General features: G+C 38.4%; 18 protein-coding genes. 1 reads left to right on the forward strand and 17 read right to left on the reverse strand.

Annotation, left to right across the window (positions count from 1 at the left end):
- Positions 1–9: 9 nt before the first annotated feature.
- From LPY66_RS15310 to LPY66_RS15345, 8 genes are all read right to left on the reverse strand, one after another.
- Positions 10–657 (reverse strand): DUF5343 domain-containing protein, encoded by a 648-nt coding sequence (locus tag LPY66_RS15310; RefSeq protein WP_337985123.1) that lies wholly within the window; start codon positions 655–657, stop codon positions 10–12.
- Between the two features lie 287 nt (positions 658–944).
- On the reverse strand, positions 945–1,511 hold the full coding sequence (locus LPY66_RS15315; RefSeq protein WP_337985124.1) for a DUF4256 domain-containing protein: 567 nt from the start codon (positions 1,509–1,511) through the stop codon (positions 945–947).
- Entirely contained in the window at positions 1,471–1,674 is a 204-nt protein-coding gene (locus LPY66_RS15320) for a hypothetical protein (protein WP_337985125.1), read from the reverse strand. The genes LPY66_RS15315 and LPY66_RS15320 overlap by 41 nt, the downstream gene beginning before the upstream one ends.
- A gap of 83 nt (positions 1,675–1,757) precedes the next feature.
- Positions 1,758–2,201 carry a DUF3788 domain-containing protein gene (locus tag LPY66_RS15325; protein WP_337985126.1) on the reverse strand — a complete coding sequence of 148 codons (444 nt, stop codon included), beginning with the start codon at positions 2,199–2,201 and terminating at the stop codon, positions 1,758–1,760.
- A 239-nt stretch (positions 2,202–2,440) separates the two neighbouring features.
- Positions 2,441–2,941 (reverse strand): hypothetical protein, encoded by a 501-nt coding sequence (locus LPY66_RS15330; protein ID WP_337985127.1) that lies wholly within the window; start codon positions 2,939–2,941, stop codon positions 2,441–2,443.
- Positions 2,942–3,175: 234 nt separating this feature from the next.
- Positions 3,176–3,883 (reverse strand): hypothetical protein, encoded by a 708-nt coding sequence (locus LPY66_RS15335; protein ID WP_337985128.1) that lies wholly within the window; start codon positions 3,881–3,883, stop codon positions 3,176–3,178.
- A 196-nt stretch (positions 3,884–4,079) separates the two neighbouring features.
- Positions 4,080–4,922 (reverse strand): hypothetical protein, encoded by an 843-nt coding sequence (locus LPY66_RS15340; protein ID WP_337985129.1) that lies wholly within the window; start codon positions 4,920–4,922, stop codon positions 4,080–4,082.
- A 177-nt stretch (positions 4,923–5,099) separates the two neighbouring features.
- Complete coding sequence (locus tag LPY66_RS15345) at positions 5,100–5,807, reverse strand: 4Fe-4S double cluster binding domain-containing protein (RefSeq protein WP_337985130.1); 708 nt, start codon at positions 5,805–5,807, stop codon at positions 5,100–5,102.
- Between the two features lie 192 nt (positions 5,808–5,999).
- On the opposite strand from LPY66_RS15345, the gene LPY66_RS15350 reads away from it, so the two are divergent.
- Positions 6,000–6,122 (forward strand): hypothetical protein, encoded by a 123-nt coding sequence (locus tag LPY66_RS15350; RefSeq protein WP_337985131.1) that lies wholly within the window; start codon positions 6,000–6,002, stop codon positions 6,120–6,122.
- A gap of 208 nt (positions 6,123–6,330) precedes the next feature.
- Here the strand turns inward: LPY66_RS15350 and istB are convergent, their stop codons facing one another.
- The 9 genes from istB to LPY66_RS15395 all read right to left on the reverse strand — a co-directional run bounded on the left by istB (position 6,331) and on the right by LPY66_RS15395 (position 15,866).
- On the reverse strand, positions 6,331–7,083 hold the full coding sequence (gene istB / locus LPY66_RS15355; protein WP_337985132.1) for an IS21-like element helper ATPase IstB: 753 nt from the start codon (positions 7,081–7,083) through the stop codon (positions 6,331–6,333).
- The gene (istA, locus tag LPY66_RS15360) at positions 7,076–8,596 is read right to left on the reverse strand and encodes an IS21 family transposase (protein ID WP_337985133.1); all 1,521 of its coding nucleotides are present in this window, start codon (positions 8,594–8,596) and stop codon (positions 7,076–7,078) included. Before istA ends, istB begins: the two co-directional genes overlap by 8 nt.
- 238 nt (positions 8,597–8,834) lie before the next feature.
- Positions 8,835–9,056 (reverse strand): KTSC domain-containing protein, encoded by a 222-nt coding sequence (locus LPY66_RS15365; RefSeq protein WP_337985134.1) that lies wholly within the window; start codon positions 9,054–9,056, stop codon positions 8,835–8,837.
- Positions 9,053–10,846, reverse strand: coding sequence for an ATP-binding protein (locus tag LPY66_RS15370; RefSeq protein WP_337985135.1), 1,794 nt, complete (start codon positions 10,844–10,846; stop codon positions 9,053–9,055). Before LPY66_RS15370 ends, LPY66_RS15365 begins: the two co-directional genes overlap by 4 nt.
- Entirely contained in the window at positions 10,843–12,135 is a 1,293-nt protein-coding gene (locus tag LPY66_RS15375) for an SIR2 family protein (protein WP_337985136.1), read from the reverse strand. The genes LPY66_RS15370 and LPY66_RS15375 overlap by 4 nt, the downstream gene beginning before the upstream one ends.
- Before the next feature lie 216 nt (positions 12,136–12,351).
- Positions 12,352–13,350 carry a hypothetical protein gene (locus LPY66_RS15380; RefSeq protein ID WP_337985137.1) on the reverse strand — a complete coding sequence of 333 codons (999 nt, stop codon included), beginning with the start codon at positions 13,348–13,350 and terminating at the stop codon, positions 12,352–12,354.
- Positions 13,351–13,584: 234 nt separating this feature from the next.
- Entirely contained in the window at positions 13,585–14,154 is a 570-nt protein-coding gene (locus tag LPY66_RS15385) for a hypothetical protein (RefSeq protein ID WP_337985138.1), read from the reverse strand.
- Between the two features lie 340 nt (positions 14,155–14,494).
- Positions 14,495–14,908, reverse strand: coding sequence for a hypothetical protein (locus LPY66_RS15390; RefSeq protein ID WP_337985139.1), 414 nt, complete (start codon positions 14,906–14,908; stop codon positions 14,495–14,497).
- Between the two features lie 127 nt (positions 14,909–15,035).
- Positions 15,036–15,866 (reverse strand): nucleotidyltransferase domain-containing protein, encoded by an 831-nt coding sequence (locus LPY66_RS15395; protein ID WP_337985140.1) that lies wholly within the window; start codon positions 15,864–15,866, stop codon positions 15,036–15,038.
- Between the last annotated feature and the right edge of the window lie 44 nt (positions 15,867–15,910).

Below are 15,910 nucleotides of genomic sequence, written 5' to 3' on the forward strand. Positions count from 1 at the left end.
GATAACCACCTAAATCAAATGTTTTTTTAAACTTTGAAAGATTGCATCATAAACAGCCATATCTCTAGTTTCCGGCAAATGGATCTGAATATTATAATGTAAATCAAGAGATTTTGACCGGTCAGTTATTGGCTCATCCGGTCTTTTTTGCTCGTCATTTGCAGGCTTATCATGAGAAGGGCTTGTTTTAATATTAGTTACTTCCTTTTCAGCTTTTGGAGTAATACTTTTTGCTTTCTCCCAATCTGCATATTCACATAATGCTTTAAACGTTATTGCCATCAAACTAATAATTTTTTCAGACTTCTGACCTTGAGTTAGAGTTTTTAATTTATTTTTAACTTCGTCATTTGTCATATTTTGAGCATCAATACGAAGATTAAATAAATCTTCATATGCTTCTTTTATACCTTCTGCTAAAACTTTCTTTGATTGTGTTTGATCTAGAAAATCAAAATATCTTTGTGTTGGGGCAGAGCCTTCATCAAGCATTCCGACAGCCTTTAATACCCCAACAATTAGGCGATCATTACTGCTTGTAAATCCAAGATCAGATAAAAATTTGTTGGTAAAACGTTCAGGTGCCTTTGCTGTCAAAATAGTATTAAGTATACTTTCTAGGTTTCTAGTTGTAACTAAATAAGAATTTGTTAACATACTATTACTCCTCCATACTTATTAAAAATATGTTTAACTTTTTCACTTTCAATATTTCCCAGACATTCCCTAACAGGCGCCACAGGACGTGGCGCTTTTTGCCTCATCTTTCCGATAACGTCCTAGGAATTACCGCAGCATCATATCACATGCATATTGGCAAAGTTGTGGTAATTCCTTGTTATGTAACGTGGGAGGCCCCGTGACTCAGAGGCCCACAGGACGTGGGCCCCTTATAACTTTCAAAGTCTCCATTGTTGCAATAATAAGCATATTAACTTTATGAATCAAACCTTTAATGAAGCTCGAAAACCTCTGGCAGCATAGTAGGATTCTGCCCCATTGTGGTATACAAAGACAGTGTCATAGCGATAATCACAGAAGATGGCTCCGCCGAGTTTTCTAATATTAGCAGGTGTTTTCACCCAACTCGAAGTTTTGGTATCAAAATTTCCAAGTTTCTGTAGCTCCCGATATTGATCTTCCGTTAGTATCTCGATGCCCATGGCAGCAGCCATATTAATTGCGTTATTTACCGGTTTATTTTCTTTTCTTGACTCCAGCGCTTCACGGTCGTAACAAAGACTTCTACGACCTTTAGGACTTTCCTTCGAACAATCATAAAAGATGTATTCATCCGTCCAATTATCATAACCAACAACATCCGGTTCGCCACCAGTTCTTTCCATTTCATTAAGTGACCACAGTTTTCCAGGATTAGATTCTAGCTTTGTTAGTACATCTTCCCATTCAATACTATTATGTAAGTTCATGTTCTTCTCAAAACGGGATTTCAATGTTCTAAGTAATTCTTCACGTTGTTCTGATGACAACTCCATATCTTCTTTTTTCATAATAAAGCCTCCAAATATACTTGAACAGGCACTCACGTGCAATATCTTTAATATATGTAATCGACCTTAACCCTAATCCGCCGCAGGAAGCGGCGGTCTCTCTGCCTCCCATGTTATATAACGTCTCGCCGGTTCCCGCCGCGCCACGATCCGCATGCATCATCCTCCAAGTGGCGGGAACCGGCTGTTATGTAAAGTCGCGCGCCCCCAGACTTGAAGGCCGACAGGACGTCGGCCCCTCAAAATCTAACGACGCTGCTTTTTAGGCTTTACCCTTATTGCAATTAAATTCTTAATATCATCGAGTACTGACTTGTCTCTTACCTCTATCATTAACCAACGTCCACCACAGGAAAAAGATGTTTTCCTGTATAGGTTTTGAACATATGGAGTAAATGTTCCTAAAGCCATTTCTGCCTCTTCTTCCTCTTTGGCCCCTATCACGACTAAGGCAATATAATATCCTTCCATTGGATATAGCGTACATAATGACTTACTACTCTTTTGATATTTTACATTCCATCCCGGCTGCGCTGAACATTTACTATAGGCCATTTTGGGTTGAACTTGATATTTGATATCAAGATATGAAAGTAGTTCAGACCAAAATGGCTCCCCTTGGCCAATAAATTCTTTTATATCTTCATAAGATGGCTGGTGATCGGCGTTAAATAACTCACTCCAGTTCATAAACTCAATCCCCTTTTTTGCTGTGATCAGAAAATCCAGTCAACACCTAAAATGTCTTCTTTCACATGATAGTTCCCGCCACACGATGTGGCGGCCCTGCGCGCGATTTTATATAACGTTCAATCGTTCCCGAAGCGTCATATTACATTCATCTAGACGAAGTTTTGGGAACGATGTGTTATGTAAAGTCGCGCGCCCCCAAACTCAGCGGACGACAGGACGTCGGCCCCTTAAACAAATCAACACCCTCTAAAATCAAGTCCCGCCGGATATCCGCCATCATAAATCAGTACAACAAAATACTTTGAGTAGTCCTTTACACTTTTTAGATTTGAGAATTGTATATCTCTATGTTCGACTAATTCATCATCAAGTATTTCACTATTTACTCTTTTAATCTTCACATCCACTAAATAATCTTTTCTATTCTTAGCTGGTCTGAATTTGCATTTTTTATAATAAGACTCTACCCCGTCTAACGAAAGATCTGATTTAATAAGAATACAAGCAAAATAATCCATACCATCTCCATTTCCGTTAAGTTTCCCACACACAGATTCTTTCTCGATTAACTCTGTTTTGGCTGGCAAAGGGCAGTTATCCAGCTGCTTAGCAAAACTATTCAAAGTGAGATTGTGAACAATTGGGGTTAAAGTAAATAGTAGAACAAATAAAACAAAAGTGACAATTATTATTGCTGTAGGTGCAATTATTAAAACTTTAAGGATTCTCTTCATCATAAATACCCCAAAAATATACTTTGCAAACAATTTTTCCGCCGCAGGACGCGGCGGCCCTGCGCGCGATTTTATATAACGTCCCGTGAATTCCCGAAGTCTGGTTACTACCTTCATATTCTCTCAGATTTTGGGAATACGCTGTTATGTAAAGTCGCGCGCCCCCAGACTCAGAGGACGACAGGACGTCGGCCCCTTAAATATAAATAGAATTAAAAATGTAATTGTATATTTTTTCTATTCACTATGTATCGCTAGTTGTTTAATATAGTCAATTTTAAAGTGATAGTGCCTTTCAAGAAGACCTTTTAAAGTTTCATCTTCTTGTTCCAAGATTGAATCATATGAGTGGAACTGTTTTAAAAGTACCCGTGCATCTTGAAGGGTGATATTTCTTGCCTTAAGGGCTATAGCCTGTTCTTCTGTCGGTGCATAAGCTTTCGTATCTACTTTCATAGAGTAAGCAAGAAAATCCCCAACGGTCCATTTACTAATATCATCATTGGCAAGTTCAGGATAAATATTCTTAATATCTGGAATTATGCCGGGCGATAACAACCATGTTTTCTCTATATTTTTATAATCTCCAAAGTCCATATTTGCAATCTCTTCATCACTGAAACCGTGACTTTTCAAACTGTCTATCTGCATTTGCTGTAACGGATGTGTTTGATGCACTTTAGTGGTATCAATATTAGGAATGGAAATTGACAGAGATCTGGGCAATTCAACTAAAGCCAGGATAGTTGAGTTCTCTTCTCCAGAATCTTTAGCTTTGAGTGCTGCTACAATGTCGGCCGGCATCACCTCATTCACCGCATGATGAGTATTTGAATCAGGGGTGGTCTGTACGGCACTTGAGACATTGCCACAGCCATTAAGATATAAAAAGGAAAATAGCAGAATAATTGGGAGTATCCCCCTCAAAAATTTCTGTTTATTCAATAAATTAATCTTCCCTTCAATAATCCGCGCATGGAGGCGCGGTGTATTCGCGCGCGATTTTATATAACGTCCCGCAGTTCCCGAAACATCATACTACATTCATATATTCTAAGTTTTGGGAACTGCTTGTTATGTAAAGTCGCGCGCCCCCAGATTCAGAGGCCGACAGGACGTCGGCCCCTTAAACCACCCAAAATCATACTTTATCAAGAATTTCATTAATCACATTCGATAATGAAGATGATGGACTCTTTTTCTGTCCAAAATCCCACCCTTTGTATGCAGTAAAAACACTTTCCGGGATAAAATCACCCTCTTGAGTTTTCTTACTCTTGATAATATCTATCATTTCCTTGAATTCTTGAGTACCCTTGGCATATTCAAAATTCACCAAAACACGAACAACGTGAACGATATCAAACCAATGAGTAGGATATTTTAGTTTTCTGAAATTTTTCCCCATCCCAAACATATAAATTTTTCGTTCAGTGCTTATTTGCCAATGGTAACATATTGCATCTATTCCATTTATGACAAACGGCTCATTATGGTATTCCGGTAAAAGTGAAAATACTTTTAAGGCGTATAACGTTGCCAAAGGACAATGATCTTCTTTTCTACCAGGCCCCCTGAATCTCTCAAATGAACCCTTGCACCTCCAGCCATTTTGATCACTTAGATTGATCAAATAGTTGATCGCACTTTTTACACGATTATCTTTCTCATATCCCATCTTAATGAGGAAATAGAGAAGCACGGGGAAATCGCACAGCATCCACCCTGATTCAGGTAATCCAGTTCCCCCATAGTTTTTTGATATTTGCAGGGTAGATAAGAAAGCCCCTTCCTCACTTTGATCGGATAATATCTTATTTGCAATCCTCTTCATACCCTCATCATTTGTATCAAAGCCAGCATCTAGAAGAAGACCTATTCTATGAATAAAGTGATTAAAGTCATTATGCCTGGTTATAGCTTCTCCATCATAACCTTGACAATAATCATATATTTCTTCCATCTTTTCACTTTGCAAGTCCAAAACCCTTACCTTCTTCCTTTCAGGATCTTCTAAGCATCCTTCACAGATTTCCGCCACACGATGTGGCGGCGTTCCTTCGCGCGATTTTATATAACGTATTGCCGACGCGTCCCAAGCACATGCATCTATTCAAAGTGTCGGCAATACTCTGTTATGTAAAGTCGCGCGCCCCCAGACTCAGAGGACGACAGGACGTCGGCCCCTTAAATATTTCTGCGTCCAAGGACATTTCAGGATACACAATCCGCATATGGTTTCATTGAGGCCTATCTTTGAACTTTTCTCTAGTGCTGTCTTTCTACAATCAAATGCATTGTAAAACGCATCTCTATCTTTATTTATATTCCAATTTTCACCGGTAACTGCACTTGCTGGACATGACGTCTTACACTCCAGGCAATCACCACACTTTGATTCTTCTATCGGTATTCCTATATCCAAGATTGCATCTGTTAAGACGCTTGAAATTCTAATCGCTGAGCCAAATTCTTCTGTTATTAATAATGCACACTTTCCTATCCAACCCATTCCGGCTCTAGTTGCTACCGTTTTATGGGGTAATTGTGTTCTTCTTGTCTTTTCATCTATTTCAACATTGCTTTGTGTCTTAGGGTATGCTGAAAAACCTTTGTTTCTGAGAATCTCAGCAGTATATTCATCAAGTTCATTCAATAATCTGTTTATCCTTTTGTATTCTTCATAATATTCTAAAGTAGGCCCATCGCTAATACCTAATACTACTTCCGGCTTTAACGATACCCCAATGATAATTCCGTAATTAAATCCATTTGTTTGCTCTCTTGGTAAACATGATAAATCCGCAAATCCAATTTTTGAGGCACCTTTAGCAATTAACTGATTGTTTATTTCTTTGCTTATACCCATAATGAACACCTCAATTCATTAAATTATTCATCAAAATTTTTCATAGTCCTTCCTCAGCAAATCCGCCACACGATGTGGCGGCCCCGCGCGCGATTTTATATAACGTTCAGGGATTTACGCAGCGTCATAGTTCTTCCATATCGACAAAGTTGCGTAAATCCCGTGTTATCGGAAGGATGAGGCCCCCAAAGCTTGAGTGCGCCACGGATGGTGCGTATTTCGGCGTATCCGGACAGGCATTCCGGAGGCATCCGGACACCGTTCCGGAATTATCCGGACAGTAAACCGGGAACATCCGGACACTTTGTCGGTTAGTTGTTCATGTAATTTGTAGTAGCCCCTAATGCCTTGAAGCATACCCCAAATTATGGATATGGTCAACAAGAACCTTCGCCGTCGTGGTTGTGTAGAGTGTGGTCAGGCTCTTTTAAGGAATACCTCATACTGCCTGTCCAAGCTTTGTGGTCAACCTGGAGCGCAGCGTAAGGTTGTCCACAAAGCGGCACTATCCATAACCGGTTTCCTAAGACGACAGATCCTTGATCATCTTTTTGGCAGTCACTTCTCTCATGGATATTTTGGAATCCAGAGGCAGGATGTACGCATTATGGATCACACGGTCCATAATGGCGTCAGCAATTGTTGGGTCCGGGAACAGATCATACCATAGCGTATGGGAAACCTGTCCGGATAGCACCATAGAACCTTTGTTGTAACGGCTTTCAGCGATTTCCAGGATGTCTCGACTTTCTTCAAGCGAGTAAGCTTTCAGACCAATGTCGTCGAGGATCAAGAGCTTGATGTTCTGAAGACTCGACATATACCGGCTATACCGGTTTTCCTGTTTTGCTTCCTGAATTTCTAAAAGTAATTCAGGCATTCGGAAATATTTAGCGGGATAACCCTGCCTACAGGCACTATTCCCTATGGCGCAGGCGATATACGATTTACCGCTTCCCGTTTTGCCTGAAATAACAACGTTGAGTTTCTGCTCAATAAAAGCGCACGTCGCCAGTGTCTGGATAGTCTTTTTGTCAATGGTTCGATCGACGGTGTAGTCAATATCTTCAATGCAGGCATCCATGCCAAGCGTTGCCTGGCGTAAAAGCCTCCCGATCCGGGCATTTTTCTTAGACAGCCACTCTCTTTCTACCATGAGTCCCAGACGATCTTCGAAGGAAAGTTCTCTCAAATGAACATTCGGATCACTGAACATTTCGGCCATGACTTTAAGCTTTAAACTTTTCAGTTTCTCTACGGTAGGATTGTTAAGCATGGATGCCACCTCCCGCATAGGAACGGCTTCCACGGACGTTAGCATGCGCAATGATCTTGCATTCTTCTGCCTTTAGAGCTTTTGCGGTTACCTGTTTCAGGATGATGTTGAAGTACTTGAAAGTGTAAGTCCTTTTAGCAAGTGCTTCTTCACTGGCTTTTTCCATAGACTCAGATGGATAGCTTTTACTCAGTCTCATGATACCCATACAAGCTCGGTAGGTTTGCACTGGATATTCCCGGCTTTCAAGGACGTGTTTAATGAGTTCCAGAGTGTTCGGACCGATTGTTTTGGCCCAGGACAGAAAACGCTCTGAACTCCAGCCCGAGACGGCTTTATGTCCCTCCGGCATATGATCCGGCAGTGTCATATAGCGTTTGTAGTGGTTGTTGTTCCTTGAGAAGACGGCGATTCGTTCGCCGCTCACATAAATCTCAATGGTTTTGGAGGTGGCCCGGATGGAGCATTTCTGCCCAACATAGGTGTAGGGGACGCTGTAGAAGAATCCCTCATAATCCACATGGTAATTAAACTGGATTTTGGTCTCTTTCCACTCGGCAAATTCATATTTTCCTGCAGGCAATGACTGCAAACAAGGTTTGTCGATCTTCTCAAAGGCACTAAGACGGTTGCCATCCATCTTTTGAAAAGGCCGCACGATGAACTTGACCAGTTCTTCTTTTATCGCCTGGTTGAGCTCATACAGACTGAAAAATTGCCTATTTCTTAAAGCCGCGATGATCTTTCTGGAGACATTGCCAACCATATTCTCATCCGCTGCTTTGTCCTTTGGCTTGGCTGCCCTGGCAGGTATGATCGTTGTTCTGTAAAACCGGGCCATTTCGTTGTAACTCTTGTTGAGCACCGGATCGAACCGGTCAGGTGTCGTGACGGCGGTCTTTGTATTATCCGGGATCGTTACTTTCGGGACCCCGCCATAGTATTCATACGCTCTGACATGGGCGTCGATCCAACTCGGCAGCTTCATGTCGCCGTAGGCATAAACAAAGGGGTAAGCACTAGCCGGGAGCACCGCTACGAAAAGGTAAACGGTCTTGATTTCCCCGGTTTCCGGATCCACATAAGCCATGGTTTGGCCGGCCCAGTCGACCTGCATTTCTTCGCCCGCTTTGTGTTCGATATGCATGGTGAGCTGATTGGCCTTCTTGAATTTCCGGTAACGGTCGCAAAACTGCGTGTACATGATGCCGTCGGGATGCTTATGTTTATATTCTTCCCAGAGAAGCATCAGGGTGACACTTCTTCGCTTCATCTCATAGAAAACGTATTCCATATCCGGTTCGGGCATTGTATGTTTACTGGTTATCGGCGGATAAAGTAGTGACAGCAATTGCTTGTCCGTAAGGGTTACGGGCCATGTGACTCCGGCATTTTCTGCTCTTTCAAGTACTTCAGATACGGTGGATTTGCCGCAATCGCAGGATTTCCCGATTTCTCTCAAGGATAGACCGACTTCATGTTTTAATCTTAAGATTTCTTTGACTTTCAGCACTTCGAGCCTCCTCATCGTGTTGCCCCTTTCTTTCTTCTAAAGAAAGGGTACCAGTTAGTTTACTAACTCGACAAGGTGTCCGGATGCTGCCGAAATACTGTCCGGATAATTCCGTTTTACTGTCCGGATGTGTCCGTTACGCTGTCCGGATACTGCCGGAATCGGTGTCCGGATGTGTCCGAAATATGCAGATGGCGCACCCTTAATAATGGAAAAATAAATGAATAAGTGGCCTAAGTTATGCTAATCTTTCATAAGGATAGAAATTTTTAAAATTTCGATGTAAGTATGAACCTACTGAAGGTGAATTTAATAACCCTTCAAATTCATGCTTAGGAACACCTTTATAACAATAAAATGTTCCTGCAAGGAATCGAATATAAACAATCTGGTTTTCCTCATCATAACCTACGCTTTCAATATTAGAAGAACTCACAAAAATCATTTCAACATCGTTCATTTCGCATCCTCCTTTAATTTTTGATTTCTCCAAAGAGTTATTAATTGTTTATAATCATCTAATTTTATTTCTTTTTCCTCCATCCATTTTTCCGATACTTTCGGGTCTGAACTTTTTGGTGAGTTGGAAAGTTTATAAAACTGAATCCTTGAAGGGATTCTGACCCCTTCACCAGATATAATTCCTTCTCCGGTTCGTAAACTAGGTAACAAATCTATCATCGTTTGTAGTTCATCCTGAATTGCTGCACGAATGTGTCCTCTGTCTTTTGAATTATTCATACGTAATGCAATTATTGTACCGCATTGACTTAATACCGTTTCATCCAGTTCCGAAGGCCTTTGTGTAACTAAGCCTAATCCTACGCCATACTTTCTACCTTCTTTAGCAATTGTTTGTACAGTCCTTGATGATATTGACTTTTCTCCAGCTTGAAGATAATTATGAGCTTCTTCTAGTATGATAAGTAAGGGTTGTTCTTTTCCTCCGACATGAAGATTTTGCCCCCAGAACAATGCATCATAAATTATTTTCAATAATGTTCCGGAAATTGAGACCATGATTTCGCTCGGTATTCCCGATAAATCCAAAATAGTTATTGGCTTTTTACCACCAAGCCAATCAAATAATAAGTCACTCAAATCTTTATTAACTTTACCTTCTAAATTTGGGGCAAAGTTACCTGGTTGAAATAGGAAGTTATATGTTGAATCTTTCAATTTCAATCTAATACTATCAAGAAAGCTCAATATTCCTTTAGCTTGATTATTTAAAAAAGGGGCACCTCCTCCTGCACTTGCAGGTTGATATTCATTTGAAATCAAGCTATCTGCGTTGCCTTCGACTATTTTTGTAGTCATTTTTTCAGGGTTAGCTCTCTCTTGAAAAGTTTGTCTCTCAAAATCATCTAATTCAAACCATAATTGCTTAATACTAAATGGGATTGGAGAATCTGCAGTAACAAGCTCCTTTTGAATATTTATTGCATTCTTCTCGACTGATTTTAATTTAGCTTCAACCACTTTTGTTCTTACATAGTCTCGATTTTGATCAGATAGGTTGCCAGAAAAGATACTTATTAGTTCATTAAAAGGTAATGCCCAAAAAGGAATGTGCAACTCATTTTCAGTATCAGCTCTTATCTTGTAGACATTACTTTTTTCTTTTAAAACGCTATTGTATTCTCCGTGTGGATCAATAACGAGAATCCTAGAACTTTTATAACTTTTGTTAGCGATTGCATTTAATATTACTCCGACAGAGTTTGATTTTCCACTTCCTGTTGAACCGAGTACGGCAAAGTGACGAGCAACCAATTTATTTAGATCAATTCTAGCATTTAAGCTTTCAGAGATACTAATATTTCCGATAGTAATAGAATTATTTTCATCATACCCCCCGTAAATTACGTCTAAGTCCTTTATTGTAACTAAATGAACTTCATCTCCTGTTGTAGGAGATTGGGAAACCCCTCGAGCAAACTTATTACCAATTTGTTCACCAACTAAAACCATATTAAGCCATTGTCTATTATCTAATTTAGTATAATCCTCCTCAGTGATTGTTTCCCGGATTTTATCAGGAATAGCTGCAGCCCCGATTTGTGTTACTAATCCATATAGATTTGCATATCCAAGCGGAACTTTTAAAAATGATCCTATTTGTCCGATACGATATACGATCCCTTCAATAACAGGCATATTTGATTTCATATTATCTGATAATTGAACTGTAATTATATTCCCACTTACACTAACAATCTCCCCAATTTTGGTCTGTATATCATTCATACGTTTTGACCTCCATTTGGTTTATATTGTAAGATCATTGACTGTAGAAATGCTACAAATTTCGCAAAGTCAGGTAGTATAAGTTCCCCCTCACCAGTCCATTTCTCCTCGCCTTTTTTGACCTCATTTTTAGGTTCATCAGGATCTAAGGGACCATCTTCATCGAAATAAAGATTAACGTTTATTGTATCTTCTTTATCCGGTTCTCTCTTTAATCTCCATTTTCCATATTGACATCCTATTACTGCGCTTCGACAGCCAAAAACAGATAGTTTTCCATTTCCTTTACACAGTTTTACTAAACTGGAATCTTCAGATAAAGCATATCCATCCTTTTTTCCATCCTTCCAAAGGATGTCAAAATATAACACATAAACATGAGCAGATGTATTAGATCTTAGTGCTGTTAAAATTCTTTCATTTACATGTAAATCTCCAAACGAATAGCCACAAATTATAAGGATCGAATCTGGTTGCTTTAGAAAATTCGTCAATCTATCCATTAAAGCTATATACGGCTGTTTTTTCGAATCAGCATATTTTAGAGTAGAAGGATAAATTAAAATGTCTTCACAATCAGAATCCTTTCGCCAAACCCTTTCAATATTTTTGTCAATACTAATATCCAAATGCCAGCCTAATGAACCATGCAATTTCCAAAGCTTTGTCTGTTTTGATAAGTAAGATAAATCATCAATAGATTCTGGATAGAAAAAAGGTTTGTAGCTCCCAGAAAACCCATCAAAATAAGGTATAGACTTTTCTTCCATTCCCAATTCTAAAAAATAGTCATAATTGGTTGTAAAAACTTCTACTCCGTACTTCCTATCTGCACGACCTATCCACTCAGCGAAATCAACATGTATCAGATCATCAAGGCTCTTTTTAGCCAATATTTCCTCATGTACACATACTATTTTTCTTATTTGATTTTTGGTTTCAACTATTAGTGAATCTAGCTCCTCAACTTTAAGCCCATTTAGTATTCCATTTCCAATAATATGTTTCTTTTCTTCAATATTTGATAAAAATGTTTCAATGTTAAATTTATCTTCTCCAATTTCTTGTTTTATTTCCTTTATTGCAGACCTAAATATTTCGGTTTTATTTAGCTCAAATTCAATCATCTCTGTCATTTTACCAATTGCCGGGATAAACAAAGAATTTCTATTCTTCTTAGCTAAAGAAGTCCCTGCCCCAAATAAAAATGCAATTTTCTTCTTATCTGATATCAATAATTGTTGCAATCCTCTAACATACTCCGATGGATCATGAGTTAATTCATTCATTTTCTCTTCTCCTCAACAATATTTGAATTATAATTTAAGCTACTCATACATATTGTCTCCGCCGCAGGACGCGGCGGCCTTGCCTCATCTTTCCGATAACGTCTCGCCGGTTCCCGCCGCGCCCTGAACACATACATCATCCTCCAAGTGGCGGGAACCGGTTGTTATGTAAAGTCGCGTGCCCCAAGAGCCAGAGGCCGACAGGACGTCGGCCCCTTAATCGCCTGTCAAAATATTATTTTTAACTTTTACTTTTACCTTAAATTCACGCCTCTCTGTACTAGGATCTATTTTTTCGTCTATATGACTAATTGTTACCTCAAACTCTGATCTTTCTAAAAATTCAAATACTGAAGAAGAAAAAGTGTTGTAAGAGAAAGGTAACAAAATGTTTGTTAATACTCCTACTTTTCTTCCTTCGTTATCAAATACTACTAATACATCTTCTCTTCCAGCAATATCACCCAACCTTACCATCATTTGGTTACCAATAGTATAATTCCCTATATCTACATCAAAGCCCTCATCCCAAAAACCTTCTAATTGAAGAAACCCTTCATTATCGGTAAGTCTTTTTAGTTGCATTAAGTTGATAGCTAATGTTATTTTATTAGATGATTCCTTATCTTCCTCATTATTATCTTGTTGGATTTTTAAAGATAATGGTAAGTTATTTTTAAGCTTATCAATTTCTTCTTTTGCATCTTTTATCTCTTTTGTCAAGTCTATTGAAAGCTTTTCAAATGTTTTATTCGAAAGTAATATTTCATATTCAGTTTCTTTTTGTTCAAGTTTTCCTAAAACTTCAAGTTCTTCACCAATTATGTCAGCCCAATCCGCAACTGATGCTCTAATAGTTCCACGAACGTTAACAGCTAGTAAGTTTATTATTTCAAGCTCCCTAACCTCTTTGGATTGAGCTATCTTGTAATCTGTAAGTTGAACTAACCTATCATTACTTCTCTCGATTTCTTTGATTCTTCTATATGCAGCTAAAGCGAACTTTTTTTGACTCTGTTGGAATTGATCTTGAAGTGACATTTTTGATAGCATCCATGCAAAAAAGAGGGAAAAGATAAATTGTAATATCGAAAATAATGTAGTCTCTAACTGTGATAAACCTGCTTTACTCATTGTAATTTGTAATATTATTACTGTTACGGTTAAAAAGCCAAAGATATAAACAAGGTACTTATTTATCTTTTCCATAATCATTAATCCCTCCATTTGTCATTCTGATCTCAGCCGTCTTTTGCTTTATAATCACTTCAATAATCTTTCGCACTTTATCTCCGCCACACGATGTGGCGGCCCAGCGCGCGATTTTATATAACGTCTCGAGAATTGCCGAAGCGTCCCAACCACATGCATCTTAACAAAGTTTCGGCAATTCTCTGTTATGTAAAGTCGCGCGCCCCCATACTCAGAGGCCGACAGGACGTCGGCCCCTTATCCATTAGTAAGCCTTCGCCACTCCTTTAATAACAGTTGTTTTGGATTGTAATTCAATAGTATACCTGGTCCATCATCTGTAAGCTCTCTGAGCCATTGATCCCATTCTTGTTTCTTGCCTATTTCAATTGTGTTATAGCTTAGTGGGTTAAGAAATATGTACGAATTATTCATAACTTCAAACCCAATGCACTTGACAATACCACTTATATATTTTTCTTCAGTCTCGCTGTAAGATTCTATTTTAGTAATGAAATTCTGTATTCTGTTTTCATATAAAAACATGTTCAAGAGTGAAGAAGTACAAAATTCATACTTTTTAAAAACCTCGTTATAAGATTTTTCGTTAAAAATTTCATGCTTATCAATTAATTTCATGCTTATTTCAAAGTCAGTATTTTGTTTTCGGTGAATTTTTAGACATTTAGATTTAAATTCTAAAAATATTGTATTTAGCAAAGGAACAAATCTTCTTATTTCCTCATCCCTATCGATCCACCCAATATTCAATATGTCTTCCAGTTCTTCATTATTAACTATTTCAATGATCTCATTAATTATTGTCATTTATTTAGTCTCCTATATCCTAATCCAGCTTCATAGCAATAATATAGCAATATATTGTACTTAGAATAGACCCGGTACAAATCACAAATATAGATTTTTCCGCCGCAGGACGCGGCGGCCCAGCGCGCGATTTTATATAACGTCCCGCGAATTGCCGAAGCGTCATACTACTTTCATATATTCTAAGTTTTGGCAATTCGCTGTTATACGAAGGCCGGCAAATTCCCGCATGCAAAATATACGAGTTATTTTTACTTACAAATAATCAGTCTATCTATAATTTGCATGTATTATTTGAATTTCTATTATGGGAAGTGATGGAATATACTTCTCTTGCAGCTTAGTCCCACCATACCGAAAATACCGAAAAACCTTCTTTTAGTAGAGGTGCTACCTTTGGCTCTCCGAATTGATAACCTTCACCAATATCACTAGGCTGTAAATCAGATATGAAGTTAGATACTTCTTCAATACTCAGATTTGATAAGATATATACTCGTTCCGAAAATGGCCAATAATCTTCTTCAACCTCATATATTTCTACTAATATGTCCTGTACGCAATCTTTGTCTCTTAAAGTCATGAGCACGCTATAAAACTTTTCAATGCCCGGGTGATCTAATAAATTACATCCAATAGAGCTTTCATCAGTATTTCCTTCAAAAAAATCTTCTAAAGATACAACTGGTAATGAGTGAGATGGTTCAGGTATTAATTTTTGCGTATTTATTTTTCTAATCAGGTCATCTCTCATAAAACTTCCTACCTCCCTATTTTGACCCAGGCTTTAGTATAACGTTCAGGAATTCCCGACGCGCCCCAACCACATGCATCATCCTCCAAGTGTCGGGAATTCGGTGTTATGGGATGTTGCGGCAAATTTAACCCCAGACTTCATTTAATGCTTCCCTAAAAACCGTATTAAAGATTTGTTCTTCTCTAGGAACTCCGCTCCTTAACGACGATATGTAGCTTTCGAAATGATCTATCTTCAAATCGATAAATTCATTTATTACACTAATGCGTGGCTCAGAATCAAATTCCTCACCTGCTATCTTTCTTTTCAGTAATTCTTCGATCTCTCTGCTTAAATCACTTTTAGATAACAGAGTATCAAACAATCTTCCAAATTCTATCGGTGGAATATTCTCATACTGTTCAATCCACATGCAAGCCAAAATCGGCCTTAATACATAAAAGTATTTCTTTGTTCTGACCAAATCTCCTTGAAGGTATTCACGATAATTTGTTTTTGCCATACTCAGATAATGATATAAGCAAGCCTTTGGCGAAAAGTTAGAAGTAATTATGGATCTGATCTTTTCCGGCACCGATGTTGTTTGTTTATATACTATAGGAGATTGGAACCATTCAATCATAGATGGATTGGATTTGCGCACCAATTGTAAGGCCTTACGAATATCCCAGCCATTGATATCTAATGCATCATTGATAGGTACCTCAATTACATCTCTTTTATCAAAAACCGACAGATACCATTCAGCCGGATGTATATAAATAAATCGCACATCATAATCGCTGTCCTTTGAAGGAAATCCCCATGCTCGACTTCCGGATTCACATGCGTATAAAATACGGACGTGATATTGTTTCTCAATATTATTTAATTCAGCTAGAATTCTATCATGCATAAAAATTAATCCTTTCTCAGCAATTTCCCATAACGTCCCGAGTGTTACCGAAGTCTGCATATTACATTCATATTTTCCCAGTTTTGGTAACACTCTGTTATATG

The sequence above is a fragment of the Dehalobacter sp. DCM genome, from assembly GCF_024972775.1.
In the GTDB taxonomy this organism is placed as follows: Bacteria; Bacillota; Desulfitobacteriia; order Desulfitobacteriales; family Syntrophobotulaceae; genus Dehalobacter.